Origin of the sequence: Yinghuangia soli (genome assembly GCF_021502675.1) — a bacterium.
In the GTDB taxonomy this organism is placed as follows: domain Bacteria; phylum Actinomycetota; class Actinomycetes; order Streptomycetales; family Streptomycetaceae; genus Yinghuangia; species Yinghuangia soli.
This window is the reverse complement of record NZ_JAKFHA010000010.1, coordinates 177,322-195,802: the sequence shown is the minus strand read 5'-3', so window position 1 is coordinate 195,802 and position 18,481 is coordinate 177,322. Positions and strand designations below refer to the sequence as shown.

19 protein-coding genes are annotated in these 18,481 nt (G+C 73.3%); 3 read left to right on the top strand and 16 right to left on the bottom strand.

All coding sequences use genetic code 11. The features are described 5' to 3' along the window. Positions 1–6: 6 nt before the first annotated feature. Together LZ495_RS19220 and LZ495_RS19215 are read right to left on the bottom strand one after the other, a co-directional pair. Positions 7–1,314 (bottom strand): sensor histidine kinase, encoded by a 1,308-nt coding sequence (locus LZ495_RS19220; protein ID WP_235053567.1) that lies wholly within the window; start codon positions 1,312–1,314, stop codon positions 7–9. Between the two features lie 204 nt (positions 1,315–1,518). After that, entirely contained in the window at positions 1,519–2,700 is a 1,182-nt protein-coding gene (locus LZ495_RS19215; RefSeq protein WP_235053565.1) for a sensor histidine kinase, read from the bottom strand. A gap of 77 nt (positions 2,701–2,777) precedes the next feature. On the opposite strand from LZ495_RS19215, the gene LZ495_RS19210 reads away from it, so the two are divergent. After that, the gene (locus LZ495_RS19210; RefSeq protein WP_235053563.1) at positions 2,778–3,764 is read left to right on the top strand and encodes an SAM-dependent methyltransferase; all 987 of its coding nucleotides are present in this window, start codon (positions 2,778–2,780) and stop codon (positions 3,762–3,764) included. A gap of 117 nt (positions 3,765–3,881) precedes the next feature. Here LZ495_RS19210 and LZ495_RS19205 read toward each other — a convergent pair whose 3' ends face one another. Genes LZ495_RS19205 through LZ495_RS19195 form a run of 3 tightly spaced genes read right to left on the bottom strand, consistent with a single transcriptional unit; the run spans position 3,882 to position 7,032 of the window. Beyond that, the gene (locus LZ495_RS19205; protein WP_235053561.1) at positions 3,882–5,120 is read right to left on the bottom strand and encodes a CaiB/BaiF CoA transferase family protein; all 1,239 of its coding nucleotides are present in this window, start codon (positions 5,118–5,120) and stop codon (positions 3,882–3,884) included. A 36-nt stretch (positions 5,121–5,156) separates the two neighbouring features. Further along, positions 5,157–6,530 carry a PH domain-containing protein gene (locus LZ495_RS19200; RefSeq protein ID WP_235053559.1) on the bottom strand — a complete coding sequence of 458 codons (1,374 nt, stop codon included), beginning with the start codon at positions 6,528–6,530 and terminating at the stop codon, positions 5,157–5,159. A 13-nt stretch (positions 6,531–6,543) separates the two neighbouring features. Beyond that, entirely contained in the window at positions 6,544–7,032 is a 489-nt protein-coding gene (locus LZ495_RS19195; protein ID WP_235053557.1) for a PH domain-containing protein, read from the bottom strand. Between the two features lie 81 nt (positions 7,033–7,113). Between LZ495_RS19195 and LZ495_RS19190 the strand changes: the two genes are divergently transcribed. Continuing rightward, a complete protein-coding gene (locus LZ495_RS19190) occupies positions 7,114–8,265 on the top strand; it encodes an NADH-quinone oxidoreductase subunit D (RefSeq protein ID WP_235053556.1) in 1,152 nt (383 codons plus the stop codon). Positions 8,266–8,341: 76 nt separating this feature from the next. Here LZ495_RS19190 and LZ495_RS19185 read toward each other — a convergent pair whose 3' ends face one another. From LZ495_RS19185 to LZ495_RS19170, 4 genes are all read right to left on the bottom strand, one after another. Then, complete coding sequence (locus LZ495_RS19185; protein WP_235053555.1) at positions 8,342–9,994, bottom strand: hypothetical protein; 1,653 nt, start codon at positions 9,992–9,994, stop codon at positions 8,342–8,344. 104 nt (positions 9,995–10,098) lie between these two features. After that, a complete protein-coding gene (locus LZ495_RS19180; RefSeq protein ID WP_372498600.1) occupies positions 10,099–11,019 on the bottom strand; it encodes an ABC transporter substrate-binding protein in 921 nt (306 codons plus the stop codon). 40 nt (positions 11,020–11,059) lie between these two features. Next, positions 11,060–11,734, bottom strand: a complete 675-nt coding sequence (locus LZ495_RS19175; protein ID WP_235053554.1) for an ABC transporter permease — start codon at positions 11,732–11,734, stop codon at positions 11,060–11,062. Then, positions 11,731–12,534: an ABC transporter permease gene (locus LZ495_RS19170; protein ID WP_235053643.1), complete on the bottom strand. Its 804-nt coding sequence runs from the start codon at positions 12,532–12,534 to the stop codon at positions 11,731–11,733. Before LZ495_RS19170 ends, LZ495_RS19175 begins: the two co-directional genes overlap by 4 nt. 151 nt (positions 12,535–12,685) lie before the next feature. On the opposite strand from LZ495_RS19170, the gene LZ495_RS19165 reads away from it, so the two are divergent. Next, positions 12,686–13,852: an ABC transporter ATP-binding protein gene (locus tag LZ495_RS19165; protein ID WP_235053641.1), complete on the top strand. Its 1,167-nt coding sequence runs from the start codon at positions 12,686–12,688 to the stop codon at positions 13,850–13,852. Positions 13,853–13,881: 29 nt separating this feature from the next. Here LZ495_RS19165 and LZ495_RS19160 read toward each other — a convergent pair whose 3' ends face one another. From LZ495_RS19160 to folE, 7 genes are all read right to left on the bottom strand, one after another. Beyond that, on the bottom strand, positions 13,882–14,580 hold the full coding sequence (locus tag LZ495_RS19160; RefSeq protein ID WP_235053553.1) for a polysaccharide deacetylase family protein: 699 nt from the start codon (positions 14,578–14,580) through the stop codon (positions 13,882–13,884). Positions 14,581–14,734: 154 nt separating this feature from the next. Next, complete coding sequence (locus tag LZ495_RS19155) at positions 14,735–15,229, bottom strand: DUF3180 domain-containing protein (protein WP_235053552.1); 495 nt, start codon at positions 15,227–15,229, stop codon at positions 14,735–14,737. Further along, positions 15,226–15,756: a 2-amino-4-hydroxy-6-hydroxymethyldihydropteridine diphosphokinase gene (gene folK, locus LZ495_RS19150; protein ID WP_235053639.1), complete on the bottom strand. Its 531-nt coding sequence runs from the start codon at positions 15,754–15,756 to the stop codon at positions 15,226–15,228. Before folK ends, LZ495_RS19155 begins: the two co-directional genes overlap by 4 nt. Positions 15,757–15,779: 23 nt before the next feature. Further along, entirely contained in the window at positions 15,780–16,139 is a 360-nt protein-coding gene (gene folB, locus LZ495_RS19145) for a dihydroneopterin aldolase (RefSeq protein ID WP_235053638.1), read from the bottom strand. A gap of 263 nt (positions 16,140–16,402) precedes the next feature. Next, positions 16,403–16,882 carry a nuclear transport factor 2 family protein gene (locus tag LZ495_RS19140; RefSeq protein WP_372498599.1) on the bottom strand — a complete coding sequence of 160 codons (480 nt, stop codon included), beginning with the start codon at positions 16,880–16,882 and terminating at the stop codon, positions 16,403–16,405. Continuing rightward, entirely contained in the window at positions 16,879–17,673 is a 795-nt protein-coding gene (gene folP / locus LZ495_RS19135; protein WP_235053634.1) for a dihydropteroate synthase, read from the bottom strand. The genes LZ495_RS19140 and folP overlap by 4 nt, the downstream gene beginning before the upstream one ends. Before the next feature lie 197 nt (positions 17,674–17,870). Beyond that, a complete protein-coding gene (folE, locus tag LZ495_RS19130) occupies positions 17,871–18,479 on the bottom strand; it encodes a GTP cyclohydrolase I FolE (RefSeq protein ID WP_372498598.1) in 609 nt (202 codons plus the stop codon). Positions 18,480–18,481: the final 2 nt, after the last annotated feature.

The window sequence follows — 18,481 nt, the reverse complement described above, 5'->3', positions numbered from 1 at the left end:
CTGGCGTCAGGCTCCTTGTGCGGTGGGGGTGCCGGGGGCGGCGACGGGACGAGCGGGCCGCTCGGACCGCCGGGGCGTCGCGGGGGCCGCGGGTGCGGCCGCCGGTGCGGGCGGGCGGGCGGAGGCCGACGGGACCGTGCGCGGGGTGTCCGCCGCGTACGGCAGGACCACGCGGACCTGCCAGCCGCCGGACGGGGCCGGGCCGGTCTCCAGGCGGCCGCCGAGCATCGCGACGCGCTCGCGCATGCCGACCAGGCCGTGGCCCATGCCGTCGCCGGGTGCGTCGGCGCCGCGGCCGTCGTCGGTGATGGTCATCTCCAGGACATCTTCGCCGTAGCCGAGCACGACCTGTGCGTGCACCGCCGGACCGGCGTGTTTGCGGGTGTTGGTGAGGGCTTCCTGGACGATCCGGTACGACGCCAGCGCGACGCTCTTGCCGAGCTCGACCGGCACGCCCACGATGCGCAGGTCGACCGGCAGGCCGGCCTCGCGGACCCGGTCGACCAGGTCGCCGAGCTGCTCGACACCGGGCTGCGGGGCGTACGGGCCGCGCTCGTTCTCGGAGCGCAGCACGCCGAGGAGGCGGCGCATCTCGGCGAGTGCCTCGCGGCCGGTGGTCGAGATGGTGCCGAGCGCCGCGCGGGCGGTGTCGGGGGCGGCATCGATGGCGTATGCGGCGCCGTCGGCCTGCACGACCATGACCGACACGTTGTGCGCGACCACGTCGTGCAGTTCGCGGGCGATCCGGGCGCGTTCCGCGGCCGCGGCGACCTCTGCGTGCGCATCGCGCTCGCGCTCCAGGCGTGCGGCGCGGTCCTCCAGCTCGGCGTAGTAGGCGCGGCGGGTGCGCATCGAGTCGCCCAGCACCCAGCCGATGATCAGCATGAACGACACGAAGGCGAACCCGAGGAAGTTCTCCTTGAAGTCGGCGGGCTCGTCGGCGGGGAAGCGGATCGTCATGAGCGCCGGGCCCACCACGGCCATCGCCAGGCCGAGCCGCGACAGCCAGCGCGGCCCGGACTTCGCGGCGCAGTGCAGCACCACGATCATCGCGAGGTCCACGGGGTTGGGCAGCACGCCCAGGCCCAGTTGCAGGAGGCCGCCGGCCACCACGCCCACCGATGCGGCGACCAGGTGGACGCGGCGTATGGCCATCGCGGCGCACAGGACGAGCGCGACGAAACCCTCGGCGGCCGCCTCGGCGGGAGTGTTCGCGGCCATGGCGTAGAGCCCGCCCATGCCGAGCAGCACGAAGGCACCCGCCGCGTCCACCGCGAACGGGTGCCTTCTCAGCCACTCGTACACACTCTGCATGCCTTCGAGCCTAGGGACGCGCGGCCTGCCGGGCGTCCGCCTGCGTATGGAGCCGGGTCTACGACGCAGGTCGCACGTACTGCCCGGCCGGACGGCCGATGGTCCCGCGCGCCGTCCCCGCCCCAGGGCGGAGGGGGTGGGCCGGCGGCCCCTGGGGGATGCCCCCGGAAAGGCAGGCCGGGCCGGGGAACCGCCGGGCGCGGGCTACTTCTTGCCGTCGGGGCCGTTCAGGGGCAGCGATGCGGAGACCCGGTAGCCGCCGTCCGGCGAAGGGCCCGCGGTGAGGGTGCCGCCGAACATGGCGACGCGTTCGCGCATGCCGACGAGGCCGTGGCCCATGCCGTCGCCGGGCGCGTCCGCGCCGCGGCCGTCGTCGGTGATCTCCAGGCTCAGCGCGGCGTCGCCGTAGTGCAGGTGGACGGTGGCGGCCGCGTCGGGGCCGCCGTGCTTGCGGGTGTTGGTGAGGGCTTCCTGGACGATGCGGTAGACCGCGAGGGCGACGCCCTGGGCGAGTTCGGCGGGCACCCCGTCGACGCGCAGTTCGACCGGCAGCCCGGCACCGCGGACCTGGGCCATCAGGTCTTCGAGCTGGTCGACGCCGGGCTGCGGGACCAGGCCCTGGTCCTCGCCGGTGGAGCGCAGCACGCCGAGCAGGCGGCGCATCTCGGCGAGTGCCTCGCGGCCGGTCGCGGAGATCGTGCCGAGGGCGGCCCGGGCCCGCTCGGGGGCGGCGTCGATGGCGTACGCGGCGCCGTCGGCCTGCACGACCATCACCGACACGTTGTGCGCGACCACGTCGTGCAGTTCGCGGGCGATCCGGGCGCGCTCGCCGGCCGCGGCCACCTGGGCCTGGGCGTCGCGCTCGCGCTCCAGGCGGGCGGCGCGGTCCTCCAACTCGGCGTAGTACGCGCGTCGGGTGCGCATCGAGTCGCCCAGCACCCAGGCGATCACGAACGGGCCGGTGAGCAGCAGGAAGAGGATGACGGTGTTGGAGGTGCTCGTCTCGGGCTCGTCCCACCAGCGCGCGGCCGCGGCGCTCGGGGCCACGAAGCAGCCGGCCAGCGCGAGCCGCGAGGCCCACCGCGGGGCGTACGCCGCGGCGCCGTAGACGATCACCGGCATCGCGAAGTCCATCATCGCGGGCGGCACGTCGCCGGCCAGCTGGACGAACCCGGCGAGCCAGGTGGCCAGCAGTACCGTCACCGGCAGCACGCGCCGGAGCATCACGGCACCGCACAGCAGCACCAGGGCGGTGTACTCGGCGGCGGAGTTGCCGGGGAGAGGGTCGGTGAGGATCTCCAGCAGGCTCAGGGCCAGCAGGATCAGCGCCCAGGCCGAGTCGACGACCAGCGGCCGGGCCCGGAGCCACGCATAGATCCCCTGCACAAACCCACCCTAAGAGTTCGATCACCATCCCCCGGTACGGCCACACTGGGCGCGCGGGAGCGGTAGCGTCGTCGCCGATGAACACCTGGTCCTCTTGGCGGGACGCCACGCACCGCGCCCTCTACGGGACCGGCGGCTTCTATCTGCGGCCCGAGGGGCCCGCGGGGCACTTCCGCACTTCGGTGCACGCCTCGCCGCTGTTCGCCGGTGCGCTTGCCCGGCTGGCCCGGGCGGCCGGGCTGCGGACCGTGGTCGACATGGGCGCCGGGCGCGGGGAGCTGCTGGTCGCGCTGCGGCGCGCGGACCCGGCGCTGGAACTGCACGGCGTGGACGTGGCGGCCCGACCGGAGGCGCTGCCTCCCTCGATCGGGTGGTCCGCGGAGATCCCGGCCGGGCGGGCCGCACTGCTGGTCGCCAACGAGTGGCTGGACAACGTGCCGGTCGACGTCGTCGAGGTGGACGCGGACGGCGTGACCCGCATCGTGGAGGTCGAGTCCGGCACCGGGCGCGAGCGGCTGGGCCCGGAGGCGTCCGGTGCGGACGCCGCGTGGCTGGACCGCTGGTGGCCGGTCAAGGGCGCCGAGCCGGGCACCCGCGCGGAGATCGGCGCGCCGCGCGATGCCGCCTGGGCGGCGGCCGTGGAATCCCTGGACGGCGGCCTGGCGGTCGCCATCGACTACGGCCACGAGCGGGCGACGCGCCCCCCGCAGGGCACGCTCACCGGCTACCGGCAGGGCCGCATGGTGGCCCCGGTCCCGGACGGCACCTGCGATGTCACCTCGCACGTCGCGGTCGACGCCATCGCCGCCGCGGCCGAAGCGGCCGGCGCCGCGGGCACCTTGCACCTGACGCAGCGCCAAGCCCTGCACGCCCTGGGCGTCCGCGGCACCCGGCCGCCGTACGAACTGGCCCGCAGCGACCCGCGCGGCTACCTCAGCGCGCTGCGCGACGCCGGCGAGGCCGGCGAACTGACCGCGCGCGGCGGACTCGGCGACTTCCGCTGGCTCGTGCAGGGCGCCGGCACCCCGGTGCCCACTCCCCTGGCCGCCCTCGCCCGCGCCTGAGCGCGCCGCGTACCGCCCCTGGAGCCGGCCCGAACGCAGGTGTGGACGGTACGCAGTGCGCACCGTCCACAGGCTGTGGGCGCGGGCGTCCGGAGGGGACGCCCGCGGCCGGGTGGTTCAGCTCTTGCCGAGGACGCCCGCCTCGCGCAGTTCGGCGATCTTGGCGTCGTCGTAGCCGAGGAGGCTCTTGAGGACCTCGTCGCTGTGCTGGCCGATGGTCGGCGCCTTGAACGGCCGCGGCAGTTCCTCGCCCACGAAGTGGATCGGGCTGGAGAGCTGGTCGGAGCCCAGCTCCTCCTTCGGGAACCACGTGAAGCGGTGCTGGAACTGCGGGTCGTCCGCGATCGTCTTGGGGTCGTTGACCGGGGCGATCGGGGTGTTCGCCTCGTTGCCGAAGGCGAGCCACTCGAGCGAGGTGCGGGTCGCGAAGATCGCCCGCAGCTCGTCGCGCAGCTCGATGTTGCCGACCGCGTGGTCCGCGTAGGTCGAGCCGGGCCACTTCTCGAACAGCTCGGGGCGGCCGACCGCCTCGCAGAAGTTCTTCCACAGCGACTGCTCGGACGCCATGAAGAGGATGTAGCCGTCCGAGGACTTGTACATCTGGTACCGGACGCCCTCGGTCATGCCCGCAGTGCCCGGCAGGCGGCGGACGTAGTTGTCCGTCTTGTTGCCGGTGACCTCGGACTCGGGGCGCTCGTAGGCCTTGTAGGTCTCGCTGCGCAGCCAGTCCATCGCGGCGGCCGCGTCGGACTGCGCGATGTCGATCTGGCCGCCGACGCCGGTGGCGCGGGCCCGGATGATCGCGGCGAGCACGCCCAGCGCGCCGAACAGCGGACCGGCGTGGATGCCGATCGAGGCGTGCTCGGGGGTGAACGGGTGGCCTTCCTCGGTGAAGGCCGGCTTCACGACGCCCGCCCAGGTGTCGTACGCGACACCGTGCGAGGGCATGTCGCGGTACGGGCCGGTGGCGCCGTAGCCCGAGATCGTGCAGAAGACGATCTTGGGGTTGATCTCCTTGAGGTCCTCGAACCCGATGCCGCGCTTGGCGAGACCGCCCGGGCGCATGGCCTCGATGACCGCGTCGGCGTCCTTGACCAGTTCCTTGAACGTGGCCACGGCCTCGGGCTTGCGAAGGTCGAGCACCAGCGACTTCTTGCCGCGGTTGATGTGGAGATGCATCAGGGACGTGCCCTCGATGATCGGCCACGTCATGTCGCGGATGTAGTCGCCGTTCGGCGGCTCGATCTTGATCACTTCGGCGCCGAGGTCGACCAGGGCCGAGGTGATCGCGGCGGGGCCCAGCATCGAGCATTCGATGATCCGGACTCCGGCCAGCGGCGCTGGCACCTGACTCATCGTGACCTCCCGGGGAATATGACGATGCGTCAGATATTAGCGATCGATCCTTTCAGGGGAACCCCCTGAGAGCGACGACCACCTGTGAGGCCCCTCTCCTCGGCGTCCGATCCGGGAGCGTTCGGCCTGTTCGTCGACCAGCCGGGAGGCCTCCTCGGCATCGCGCAGCGGGGCCGTCACCCGTACCGGGCCCGGGGTGGAGTCCAGGTGCACGGTGGCCAGGCCGAGCAGCCGTTCGAGCGGTCCCTGGGTGCGGCGCACGCTCTGCACTTTTGCGTGCGGAATCACATCGGTCTCGCGGCGGAAGACCCCGCGGCGGGCCACGAAGACCTTCTCGTCCGCACCGCACGCCATCTTCCGGCGGCGTACGGGGCTGTGCCAGCGGGCCCGCGCGGGCACTGCCGTCAGGGGGACGGCGTCCACGTCCACGCCGGGCAGGATCCGGCCGAGCACGCCCAGCGCCACCTCGCGCGGGGCGACCGGCAGCAGCGTCGACTCGTGGTTCTCGCTGCCGTCCTCGCTGCCGCCGCCGTAGCCGGCCACGTTGACCTCGACCCGCACCCACCCCTTCGCCCGCCACAGCCACGGCTGCACCAGGCGCACCGCCTGCACGCGGCCCGGCGGCACGGTCTGGTGCCGGTGCTCGATCAGGCCGTGCGCGAGGCGCAGCCCGTCCGGCGACTCGGACACCGTGAAGTCGAAGTAGCGCAGCACGCGGCCCACGGTGAACTGCCAGGCCAGGATGAACAGCGGGATGAAGCCGAGCAGCAGCGCCATGTTGCCGGTCGCCACGCCGCCGACGATCAGCCCCAGCGTGGGCAGCAGGAAGAGCCAGGACGCGAACGACAGCAGCACCGAGCCGATCAGCACCGGCATGGGCACCACGACGAGCGGGCGCTCCGGGGCCTCCCCCGCGTCCGGCCGCACGCCCGCGGCCCGGGCCAGCAGCTCGGCGCGCAGCACGGCGGCATCGCTCTCCCGCAGATAGGCGAGCGAGCCTTCCGCCGAGTCGCCGCCCGCGACCTGCAGCTTCAGCTCGGCCAGGCCCAGCAGGCGGGCGATGAACGGACGCACCACGTCCACCGCCTGCAGCCGGCCCAGGTGCACGTGCCGGGTCCGCCGGAACAGCACCCCCGAGTCGATCCGCAGGTCGTCGTCCTCGATCCGGTACACCGTGAACGCCCAGGTCAGCAGCCCCCACAGCAGCGCCACGAGGAAGACGCAGCCGGCCACGATCACACCCAGCCGGGTCTCCTGGGTGCGCGCGGCATGCTGCCCGAAGATCGCGATGACCACCGCCATCGCCTTCCAGCCGCGGGCCACCGGGGTCAGCGGATGCAGGCGCCGCGGTTCGGCGTTGTCGGGCACCGCCCCGCCGGGCACCGGCCCGGACTGCTGCTCCACGGTCATCGGCGCGCCGCCTCTACAGACCCGCCGAGCGCGCCTCGCCGCGCTCGGCCAGCCGGTCCCGCAGCCGCGCGGCCTCTTCCGGGGGCAGCCCGCGGATCACCGCGTCGGTGGCCGCCGACGCGGTGTGCAGCGTGATCGTCGCGATGCCGAAGCGGCGCTCCACCGGGCCCGCGGTCACGTCCACGAACTGCATGCGGCCGTACGGCACGACCACCAGCCGCCGGAACTGCACGCCGTGCGCGATGAGCAGGTCGTCGGCGCGCTCCGCGTACCGCCAGGACCGCTGGTTGCGGCGCAGCGCCACCACGCCCCACCCGGTCGCGACCAGCAGCCCGGCCGCGATCAGCGCGCCCAGCCAGGGCGCCACGAAGATCCAGGCCAGCACCCCGCCCGCGACCGCGAGCGGCACCAGCACCGCCACGAGCAGGAACCTCCGCACCCGGAACAGCTGCTCCGACACCGGATGCCACGGCTGCTCGGGCGGCGCGAGGGCGTGATCCATGCCCTCAGCGTAGGCGGCCGCTCTCGGAACCGACGCCGCACAATCCGGGCAGCCCTGGGAATCCCTGGCAAAATCTGCGGTATGACTCAGGCCACCGTGGGCGTCGGGATCGGCGCGGATCAACTCGACACCACCGACATGGTGCTCAACATCGGTCCGCAGCACCCTTCGACCCACGGGGTGCTGCGCCTGCGGCTGGTGCTGGACGGCGAGGTGATCGTCAGCGCCGAGCCGATCATCGGCTACATGCACCGCGGCGCCGAGAAGCTCTTCGAGGTGCGCGACTACCGGCAGATCCTGGTGCTGGCGAACCGGCACGACTGGCTGTCCGCCTTCGCCAACGAACTCGGCGTGGTGCTGGCCGTGGAGCGCATGCTCGGCATGGAGGTGCCGGAGCGTGCGGTGTGGGCGCGGACGCTGCTCGCGGAGCTGAACCGGGTGCTGAACCACCTGATGTTCCTCGGCTCGTACCCGCTCGAACTGGGCGCCATCACCCCGATCTTCCACGCGTTCCGGGACCGCGAGGAGATCCAGTCGGTCATGGAGGAGATCTCCGGCGGCCGCATGCACTTCATGTTCAACCGGGTCGGCGGGCTCAAGGAGGACCTTCCGGCCGGGTGGCTGGGCCGCACCCGGCACGCGGTCGCCGAGGTCCGCTCGCGGCTGCCGGTCCTGCAGGACCTCGTGCACGGCAACGAGATCTTCCGGGCCCGCACGCGCGGCGTCGGGGTGCTGAGCCCGGAGACCGTGCACGCGTACGGGGTCAGCGGGCCGATCGCGCGGGCCTCGGGCGTGGACTTCGACCTGCGCCGCGACGAGCCGTACCTGGCGTACGGCGAACTGGCCGACGTGCTGCGGGTGGTGACGCGCGAGGAGGGCGACTGCCTGGCCCGCTTCGAGTGCCTGCTCGACCAGGTCGCGGTCTCGCTCGACCTGGCCGACGCGTGCCTGGACCGGCTGGAGCAACTGCCGCCCGGGCCCATCAACTTGCGGCTGCCCAAGGTGCTCAAGGCGCCCGAGGGCCACACCTACGCGTGGACCGAGAACCCGCTCGGGCTGAACGGCTACTACCTGGTCTCGCGCGGGGAGAAGACCCCGTGGCGGCTCAAGCTGCGCTCGGCGTCGTACAACAACGTGCAGGTGCTGTCGGAGATCCTGCCGGGCTGCCTGATCGCGGACATGGTGGCGATCCTCGGCTCGATGTTCTTCGTGGTGGGCGACGTCGACAAGTAGGGCGCCGGACGCCGGATACGCAGGAGGGCCCGGCAGCCGCACGGCTGCCGGGCCCTCCTGCGTCGCGGTGCGGCGGTCAGGCGTGCTTCCGGGTGTCGACGATGCGCGGCAGCATCTCGGTGTCGTCGTGCGCGGTCAGGTCGACGGGGATCGCCCGGCCGGTCCGCGGCTCGTGCGTGACCAGCGGGCGGGCCGGCTCGAATACGGCGGTCTCGAAACGGGACCCGGCGGCGGCGTCGCGGGCCGGGCGGGCCGGGCGCTCTTCGGCGGCCGCGGCGGTCTCGGCGGCCTTGGTGCTTTCGGCGCCGTCCGCCTCGCCGGCGGCCTCGACGGCTTCGGCGGCCTCCAGGGCCGGCATCACCGGGGCGGCGGGCAGCTGGCGGCCGAAGAAGTCGAACGCGCCGCCGCTCTCCGCCTTGGCCATCCGCTCCTTGGTCGCGTTCAGGGTGTCGGCGACGTCGCGGACCACGCGGGCGACGGCGTCGTCCGCGGGCAGCGCGGTGACCGCGGGCTCCAGGGCGTCGATGCCGAGGTCGAGGTCGGGCGCGGGCACGGCAGGCTCGACCGGCGCAGCCGGGGCGGCGAGTTCGGCGGCGCGCTGGAACGGGAGCAGCTCGCCGGCCGGCACCTCGGCGACCGGGGCCGCATCGCGCGGCGGCGGGAACTGCTCAGCCGGCAGCGGCGGTTGCGGCGCCAGCGGGGCAGGCCTGGGGTCCTGGGGGCCGAACAGCGAGGCGGCGTAAGCCGGGACGAGCCCTTCCACGGCGATCGGGCGGCGGCGCACGCCGGGGATCACCGGTGCGGCAGGGAGTTCGACGGGGGCCTCGACGTGGGCCTCGACAGGCGTCTCGATGCTTGCCGTGGCGGGCAGTTCGGCGGCCGGCCGCACGGGCACCGGTGCAGGTGCCGGTTCCGGAGCCGCGGTCGGTACGGCCTGCAGGGCAGGCGCAGCGGCCACCGGACGGACCGGCGCGGGGACCTCGGCCGCGACGGGCCGGGCCGCCGGCTCTCGGATCGGCTCCGCCACCGGCTCGACCTGCGGCTCGACCTGTAGCTCGGCAACAGGGGCGGCGATCGAGGCCGCAGGCTGCGCCGCGATCGAATCAGCCGTACCGCGGCCGGAGTTCTCCAGCCCGGCGAGGGCGGCAGCGCCGCGGACGAACAGTTCGCGGGTCAACCGCACCGGGTCCGGCGCGAGGGCGGCCAAGCGGGCCTCGTACCGGTCGGCGCGCAGTGCCAGCTCCTCGGACCGCGCGGCCAGTTCGCCGGCCCGGACAGAAAGGTCGTCGACGCGGGTCTGCAGCGCCTTCGCGCGGGCGGTCTGGACGTTCGCCCGGGTTTCGTACTCCTTGGCGCGCCCCTCGGCCTTCGCGAGCCGGGCACGCAGTGCGTCGGACTCGTCGCGGGCGGTGGCCAGTTCCCGCTCCTGCTCGGCGGCCTGCTGCCGGGTCGCCTCGTGCGCGTCGCGCTCTTCGGCGGCCGCCTCGGCCAGCCGCTCGCGCTCGCGGCGGCGCTGCGCGAGGTCCTCGCCGTAGCCGCGCCGGCTCTGCCACAGCAGGCCGAGCAGCCCGAGGGCCGAGACAAGGGCGCATCCGACAGCGGCGCGCAATATGCCGCCGCTTCTGCCTGCCACCGCGATCAAGACCGCGACCAGCGCGGGCGCGAGTGCCGCAGAGAGCACGGATATGCGCAGCAGGGCGGAGGACTGGCGATGGCGTCCACGAGGCATGGTGCGACCTTAACGCGGACGCATGTCTCAATGCATGGCGGCACACCGGCTACTGACGACGTATCGACAAATCAAACCTCAATATTCGGTAAGGCCAGGACCGGTCAGATCAAGCCTTTCTCCGTCAAATAGTCATGCACTACCGTCGCAGGGCGGCGCCGCTGCTGGTCGACCTTGCGGTTGAGACCGGCCAGATCCTCGGTGGTGAGGACGGGCGCGAGCCGGTCCACGATCGGCAGCACCTGCGCCGCGTCGCCCCGGTACGCCACCGGCACGATGTTGTCCGCGTTCTGCAGCTTCTTGTCGTCGGCGAGCAGCACCAGGCCGTACGACTCCAGGGTGGCGTCGGTCGTCGTCACCAGGACCATGTCGTCGCGGCCGTCCTGCACGGCCTGCTTGGCCGCCGCGGTGCCGACGCCCAGCGGGTCCACGCCGGACACCTTGATGCCGTACGTCTGCTCCAGGCCCGGCGCGCAGAAGGGCCGCACATTGCACTCCTCGCCTGCCGCGATGCGTACCTCGATACCCGAGGCGCCCAGGTCGGACAGCGTCTCGAGGTTGTGCTCCGCGGCGAACTCGCGGGTCACCGCGAAGGCGTTCTGGTCCACGGCGAGCGTCGGGACGCCCAGTGCGAGGTTCTGCGAGGCCGCGAGCGCGGTGAGTGCGGCCATCGTGGTGTCCAGATCGGGCGAGGCGACCGGCGGGGCGTCCGGCCCGTTCTCCTTGCGGTTGAGGAACTCGGCGAGCGTGGCCGCGTAGTCCGGGGCGAGCGCGACGTCGCCCTTGGACAGCGCGGGTTCGAGGAGTTCGCGGTTCATGACGGTCTTGATGCTCGCCTCGACGCCGCCGGCCTCCAGCAGCTGGCGGTACATCTCGGCGAGGATCCGGCTCTCGGTGAAGCCCTGGGAGCCGATCGTGACTCCGCCGCTCTGCTCGCCGAGTGCGGCATCGAGCAGCCCGCAGCCGGTCGCGGACACTCCGGTCAGCAGCGCCGCGCAGACGGCGGCGGCCAGTCGGAAGCGCACCCGCGCCCCGCTCCGCAAAAGCCCGCTCCGCACGGTCCGCTCAGCTCCCCTCGCCCTGCCGGGGCGTCCGGGCCACGATCTTCTGCAGCACCGTGAAGACCCCCTCCACCACCAGCGCGAGCACCGCCACCAGGAACGCACCGGCCACCACCTGCCCCTGGTCCTGGAGCTGGAAGCCCGCCGTGACGATGCGGCCCAGCCCGCCGCCCGCGACCAGCGCGGCCAGCGTCGCGGTGGCCACCACCTGCACCGCGGAGGTACGCAGCCCGGTCACCACCAGCGGCAGCGCGAGCGGGAGTTCGACGCGCCACAGGGTCTGCGACCCGGACATCCCCATGCCCGCGGACGCCTCGACCAGATCGCGGTCCACACCGCGCATGCCGACGTACGCGTTCGTCAGCACCGGCGGGATCGCGAACAGCACCAGCGCGACGACCGTCGAGGCGGTACCCATCCCCAACGGGCTCAGGCCCAGCAGCGCCAGCACCGCGAACGTGGGCACCGCACGGCCGATGTTGGAGATGTTGACGGCCAGCGCGCCGCCCTTGCCGATGTGCCCCAGCCACAGCGCCACCGGCAGCGCGATCGCCGCGGCGATCGCGAGGCAGCCCACGGTCAGCAGCACATGCTCGGTGAGGCGCTGCCAAATACCTCCGCTGCCGGTCCAGTTCGACCCGTCGGTCAACCAGTCCCAGGCATCCCCGATGACGTTCACGCGACCGCCTTGGGCCGGGCGTGCGTGTCGTCGATGCCGACGTCGGCGACCGGCCCGGGGACGAACTCCCGCCTGCGCCGGCGGCGGCGCGGAGTGCGCTGCCACGGCGTCAGCATCCGCTGCACGAGCAGCAGCACCAGGTCGAACGCCACCGCAAGCAGCACGCACAGCACCGAAGCGGTCAGCACCTGCGCCTTGAACTGCGTGTCGATGCCGGTCTGGATGAGGTTGCCCAGGCCGCCCGAACCGACCACCGAACCGACCGTCACCAGCGCGACGGTCGACACCGTGGCCACCCGCACACCGGCCATCACGGTCGGCAGCGCGAGCGGGAGTTCGACGCGGAGCAGCAGCCGGGTCGGCCCGTACCCCATGCCTCGAGCCGCCTCGATCGCGTCCGCGGGCACCGCGCGCAGCCCGGCGAGGGTGTTGCCGACCAGGATCGTCAGCGAGTACAGCACCAGGCCGATGACCACCGTCGAGGCGTCCAGACCCGTGAACGGCTGCAGGATCGCGAACATCGCCAGCGACGGGATCGTGTAGAGCACCGTCGTCGTGCCGATCACCGGCAGGCCCATGGCCGGCCGGCGCCGCACCAGCAGGGCGAGCGGGAACGCGATGAGCATGCCGATCACCACCGAGACCACGGTCAGCACGACATGCTGGCGCAACGCGGTGGCGATGTCCGGCCAGTACTCGCGTACGTACTCGCCGCAGATCCACGCGTTCTGTTCGAGGCAGTCCCCCGAGGCCGAGTCCGCGGTCGCCGCCGATGCAGGTACCGATGCCGTTGCCGTCACCACGCGCCGCCGGTACCCGCGGACGCCCGGTTCACACCCGCTCGTTCCGGTACGGCGGCATGCCGGAGCACCGCGCGGGGTACCCGAGCCCGGACCGTACCCGGGAGGCCTCCGCATGCCCCGCACCGGCGAGACCGCCGAACGCCCCGCCATGATCCGGCTGGACCGCGTCGCCAAGCGCTACCCGGACGGCACCGCGGCCGTCGAGGATTTGTCGCTGGACGTCGCGGCCGGCGACCTGGTGACGCTGGTCGGGCCGTCCGGCTGCGGCAAGACCACCACCATGAAGATGGTCAACCGGCTCATCGAGCCGACCTCCGGGCGCATCTTCGTGGACGGCGAGGACATCACCCGCCGCGACCCGGTCAAGCTGCGCCGCGGGATCGGCTACGTCATCCAGTCCGGCGGACTGCTGCCGCACCGCACGGTGCTCGACAACACGGTCACCGTGCCCACCCTGCTGCGCTGGGACCGCGCCAAGGCCCGGGCGCGCGGCCGCGACCTCCTCGACCTGGTCGGGCTGGCCCCGGACACGTACGGCGACCGCTATCCGCACCAGCTCTCCGGCGGGCAGCGCCAGCGTGTCGGGGTGGCCCGCGCGCTGGCCGCCGACCCGCCCGTGCTGCTGATGGACGAACCCTTCGGCGCGGTCGACCCGGTGGTGCGCGAGCGCCTGCAGACCGAGTTCCTGCGGCTGCAGGGCGAGCTCAAGAAGACCGTGCTGCTGGTCACCCACGACATCGACGAGGCGGTCCGGATGGGCGACCGCATCGCGGTGTTCGCACCCGGCGGCCGCGTCGCGCAGTACGACACCCCGCTCGCCGTCCTCGGCACCCCCGCCGACGACTACGTCGCCGACTTCGTGGGCACCGACCGCGGCCTCAAGCGCCTCGCGGTCACCCCGATCACCCGCGACGACCTCGAACTGCCGCCGGTCGTCCGCCTGGACGACCCGCTGCCGCAGGCCGCCGAGCGCCTGCGCGCGGCTGGCTCGCGCTGGGCCGTGGTGCTCGACGCGGACGGCGACCTGCACGGCTGGATCGACGACCGCGAACCGATCGGCGGCACCGGCACCGTGCGCGACCGGGCCCGCCGGATGGACGCCTGGGTGCCGTTCGGCAGCTCGCTGAAGGCCGCGTTCGGCGTGATGCTGCAGTACGACGCGGGCTGGGTCGCGGTGCTCGACGGCGACCGGTTCCTCGGCGTGCTGACGCCGGGGCGGCTGCACGAGGCGCTGCGCCGGTCGGTGGGCGCCGAGGAGGCCGGCATCGACCCCGAGCGCGTGGTGCTGGAGACCATCGACACGATCGGCGACTGACCGCCCGGCACCCGCCGGGCCGGCCGGCGTCAGCGCTTCGCGTACACCGCGCCCTTGGCGAGCCTGCGGTTCCCGAGCAGCTCGGACACCGTCACGAAGGTGTAGCCCCGCTTGGCGAGCGTGTCGAGGATCCGCGGCGCCGCGGCGGCCGTCGTGGCGTGGATGTCGTGCATGAGCACGATCGCCCCGGGCCGGGCCTGCGCGATCACCCGCGAGGCGACCACCGAGGCGTTGCGGTCCGCCCAGTCCCGGGTGTCGATGCTCCACATGATCAGCGGCGCCCCGACCGCACTGCGCACCTTCGCGTCGTGGGCCCCGTACGGCGGCCGCATCAGTGCCGGCGTGCGGCCGGTCGCCCGGCGGATCGCCGCGGCACTGCGCGCCACCTCGGTCCGGATCTTCGCGGGCGACAGCTTGCGCAAGTCCTTGTGGGAGTACGTGTGGTTGCCGATCTCGTGCCCGCCCGCCGCCACCCGCGCGGCCATCGCCGGGTGCCTGGCAGCCTGCGCGCCGACCATGAAGAACGTCGCCTTGGCCCCGCGGGCCCGCAGGTGCGCGAGGAGCGCGCCGGTCGAGGCGGCCGCCGGGCCGTCGTCGTACGTCAGTGCGATGCACTTCAGCCGGGCGCAGTCCACCGCCCGCGCCTGCGGGGCCGCGGACGCGCTCGGCGTCCCCCCGGCCAGCAGCATGAGCAGGCCCGTCACCACGGCAACCGACTTGGCCCGCATGGCGCATCATCCCCGTGGGTGCGACGACGGCCGCCTTGCCGCGGCCTCGCGGAGAGTTACCCGGCGGATGCGAAAAGCAACCGGCCTGCCGCGCCGGGTGCGGAATTCACCCGGGTGGCAGGCCGGTCGGCGGAGAGAAGGGGATGCGGGCGGGTCAGCGCGACGGGGACGCCGAGCGGCCGCCGCCCGGCTGCTCCGGGTCGTCCGGCACCCGGCACACGCGCTCCAGGAACAGCGCGGCCAGCACCAGCAGCAGCGCGGCGGCGACCGAGAAGCCGCACCGGGCGGCCTGCTCGCGGCGCGCGTCGTTGTCCAGGTGCAGCCACAGGAACAGGCCGTAGCCGCCGTAGAGCCCGCCGATCAGCGCGGCGACCAGCGCACTGGCCTTGGCGAAGACCACCGCGCGCGCCGCGGTCAGCGGGTCCACCGGCTTGGCGTCCACGCGGCGCTCGCGCTGGGCCTTGAAGCGGGCCCGCAGCGACAGGCCGGTGGCCAGCGCCACCACGGCAAGCAGCAGCAGCACGAACGGCGCGAGCACCGGCACCCCGGGCGGCGTGCCGCGGGTCAGCCACAGGTCGACGGCGCCGTACGACAGCGCTCCGGTGGCCGCAGCCAGACCGAGCAGCAGGGCGGGACGCGTCGGCTTCACTCCGGAAGCCTCAGCTCCAGGTCGTCCCGGCGCACCACGCCGGCCATGCTCAGTTTGGCCAGCAGGTCGGCGGCCCGGCCGTGTCCGGGCAGCTCCGCGGCGGGGTCCGCGTCCACCCAGGGGGCGAGCACGAAGGCCCGCTCGTGGGCCCGCGGGTGAGGGATCGTCAGGTGCGGGTCGTCGGACACCTTGTCGGCGTACACGATGATGTCGACGTCCAGGGTGCGCGGCCCCCAGTGCTCGGTGCGCACCCGCTGGAAGGCCTCTTCGACCGCGTTGGCGCGCTCCAGGAGCATCTCCGGGCTGAGGAACGTGTCGACCAGGACCACCGCGTTGAAGTACTCGGGCTGGTCCTCGGGACCGCCCACCGCCTCGGTGACGTACAGCGGCGAGACGACGTTGACCCGGATGCCCGGGGTGTCGGCGAGCGCATCGATCGCGCCCTGCAGGTTGTCTCTGCGGTTGCCCAGGTTGCTGCCCAGCGCCAGCACCGCGCGATGCGGGCCGCTGAGGGCCTGCATCCGCATGAGCGTGTCCGTCCCCAGATCCGTCACACACGACTCCGAACAATCGTCACGGTCACATCGTCGAACGGCACGGTGATCGGTGCGTCGGGCTTGTGCACGACGACCTCCACCTCCTCGACCTGCTTGTGCGCCAGGCACGCGTCGGCGATCCGCTGCGCCAGCGTCTCGATGAGGTTCACCGGCTCGCCCTGCACGACGGCCACGACCTCCTCGGCGATGACGCCGTAGTGCGCGGTCAGCTCGAGATCGTCGCCGTCGGCCGCCGGTCGCGTGTCGATGCCCAGCACCAGGTCGACGATGAAGGTCTGGCCTTCCTCACGCTCGTGGTCGAACACCCCGTGGTGCCCCCGGGCCTTCAATCCCCGCAACGCGACGCGGTCCAGCATCAGGTCGCCCTCCTCGGCGCACTACTTCTTCTCCGGCGCACTCGGGGGCATCTCGATGGTCTTCGATCGCCTTGGTGCCCTACGAATGTACCCAGGCAAGCCGACACGACTCCCCGGGTGGGGTGCCGTAAGCCCTGCCGGGACAAGCTGCTACACGGGACACAACCGGCTCCCGTGCTCCACTCTTCCCGACGCACCAGGGCATACGCCGCGTTGCACGACGAGGGCGGGCAGCCCGGACCGCTCCGGGCCGGCCGCCGTCAGAGCTCGTCGTCGCCGTCGGCCTCGGCGAGCACCGGGGACGCGTGGTGCAGCCACAGCCGCCATTCGCCGCGCTGCCGGCGGAAGATGTTGGTCACCACCGCCTGGCCGCCCGCGAAGCCGGCCTCGTCGCCGCCGTCCTCCTCGCCCATGCCGGTCAGCAGGCTCGCGGTGCACGACAGGATCGCCACCTCGCCGTCCAGCGTGACCTGCACGTCGGTGAGGAAGAACTGCACGTAGCTGGTGTTCGCCATGATCAGCGCGTACGACCGCAGCACCTCGGTGCGCCCGCGCAGGACCGGCCAGCCCGGGTGCACGCAGGTGATGCTCTCGGCCTCGGGGCCGTCCGCCCATATGGCGCCGAGCCGGTCGAGGTCGCCCTCTTCCACGGCCGTCCACAAGGCGAGGTTGAGATCGCGCACCTCGGCCTGGGCGGGCGACATCAGCTCGTCCTCCGGGCCGTTCATCGGGCCGTTCACAGGGCCGCCTGCCAGGCCGCCGCCACCAGAACCGCGTCACGCGAGGCCGGAACCTCGTGCACCCTTACCCCCCAGGCCCCGGCGGCCGCCGCAAGGGCGGTCACCGCGGCGGTCGCGTCGTCACGGCCGCGCGGCGGGCGCAGCCCCTGGTCGTCGGCGAGCAGCCGACCGAGGAACGTCTTGCGGGAAGCCGCGACCAGGAGCGGACGCCCCAGGCCGGTGAGCACTTCCAGGTGCGCGAGCAGCGCCCAATTGTGCTCGGCGTTCTTCGAGAATCCCAGACCCGGATCGAGAATGACCGACTCGGGATCCACTCCGGCGGCCACCACGCGGTCCATGCGCTCGGCCAGTTCGGCCCGGACCTCGGCCACCACGTCGTCGTAGTGCGCCTTGTCCTGCATGGTCCGGCTGTGCCCGCGCCAGTGCATCACCACGACCGGCACGCCGGCCTCGGCGACGAATGCGGCCATCGCCGGATCGGCCAGGCCGCCGCTCACGTCGTTGACCACCGCGGCCCCGGCCTCGACCGCGGCCCGGGCCACCTCGACCCGCATGGTGTCCACGCTGACCAGGGCACCGGCCCCGGACAGCTCGCGGACCACTGGGACGACCCGGCGCAGTTCCTCGTCGAGCGGCACCCGCTCGGCGCCCGGGCGGGTCGACTCGCCGCCGACGTCGATCAGGTCGGCGCCCTGGGCGATCAGCGCATGGCCGCGCTCGATGGCCTCGGCCGGATCGAACCAGAGCCCGCCGTCCGAGAAGGAGTCGGGAGTCACGTTGACCACGCCCATGACCGCGCAGCGGCCGAAGTCCGGCAGTCCCCGCACGGTGGGCGGCCTCGCATCCCGTTCCAGGCCTCGGCCGGCGGCGCTCCCTTCGGGCTTGGTCGTCGCTGTCATGGCCCCCAGCGTAGGGGCTGAGCACGGCCAGTCGGCCCAGGCGGTGCCGGTGCGCCGCGCGGCGCGTCACCCGGTCGCCGGGCCGCCGGTCAGCGCTGCAGGATCAGGCTCATCGCCTCGGCGCGGGTGGCCGCGTCGAGCAGCTGGCCGCGGACCGCCGAAGTGACGGTCTTGGCACCGGGCTTGCGGATCCCGCGCATGGTCATGCACATGTGCTCGCACTCGAACACCACGATGACGCCGCGCGGCCGCAGGATGCGGACCAGGGCGTCGGCCACCTGCGTGGTGAGCCGCTCCTGGACCTGCGGGCGCTTGGCGAACACGTCGACCAGCCGGGCCAGCTTGGACAGCCCGGTGATCTGGCCGTCCTCGGACGGGATGTAGCCCACGTGGGCGACCCCGTGGAAGGGCACGAGGTGGTGCTCGCAAGAGCTGTACACCTCGATGTCCTTGACCAGCACCATCTCGTCGTGGCCGAGGTCGAAGGTGGTGGTCAGGACGTCCTCGGGGTTCTGCCGGAGTCCCGCGAATATCTCGCGGTACGACCGGGCCACCCGGGCCGGGGTGTCCTTGAGGCCTTCGCGGTCGGGGTTCTCCCCGACCGCGATCAGCAGCTCGCGTATCGCCCGCTCGGCGCGGTCCTGGTCGAACTCACCCACGGCGCCGCCGCCGTCGAGGGTGACCGGGTCGATCGTCACGT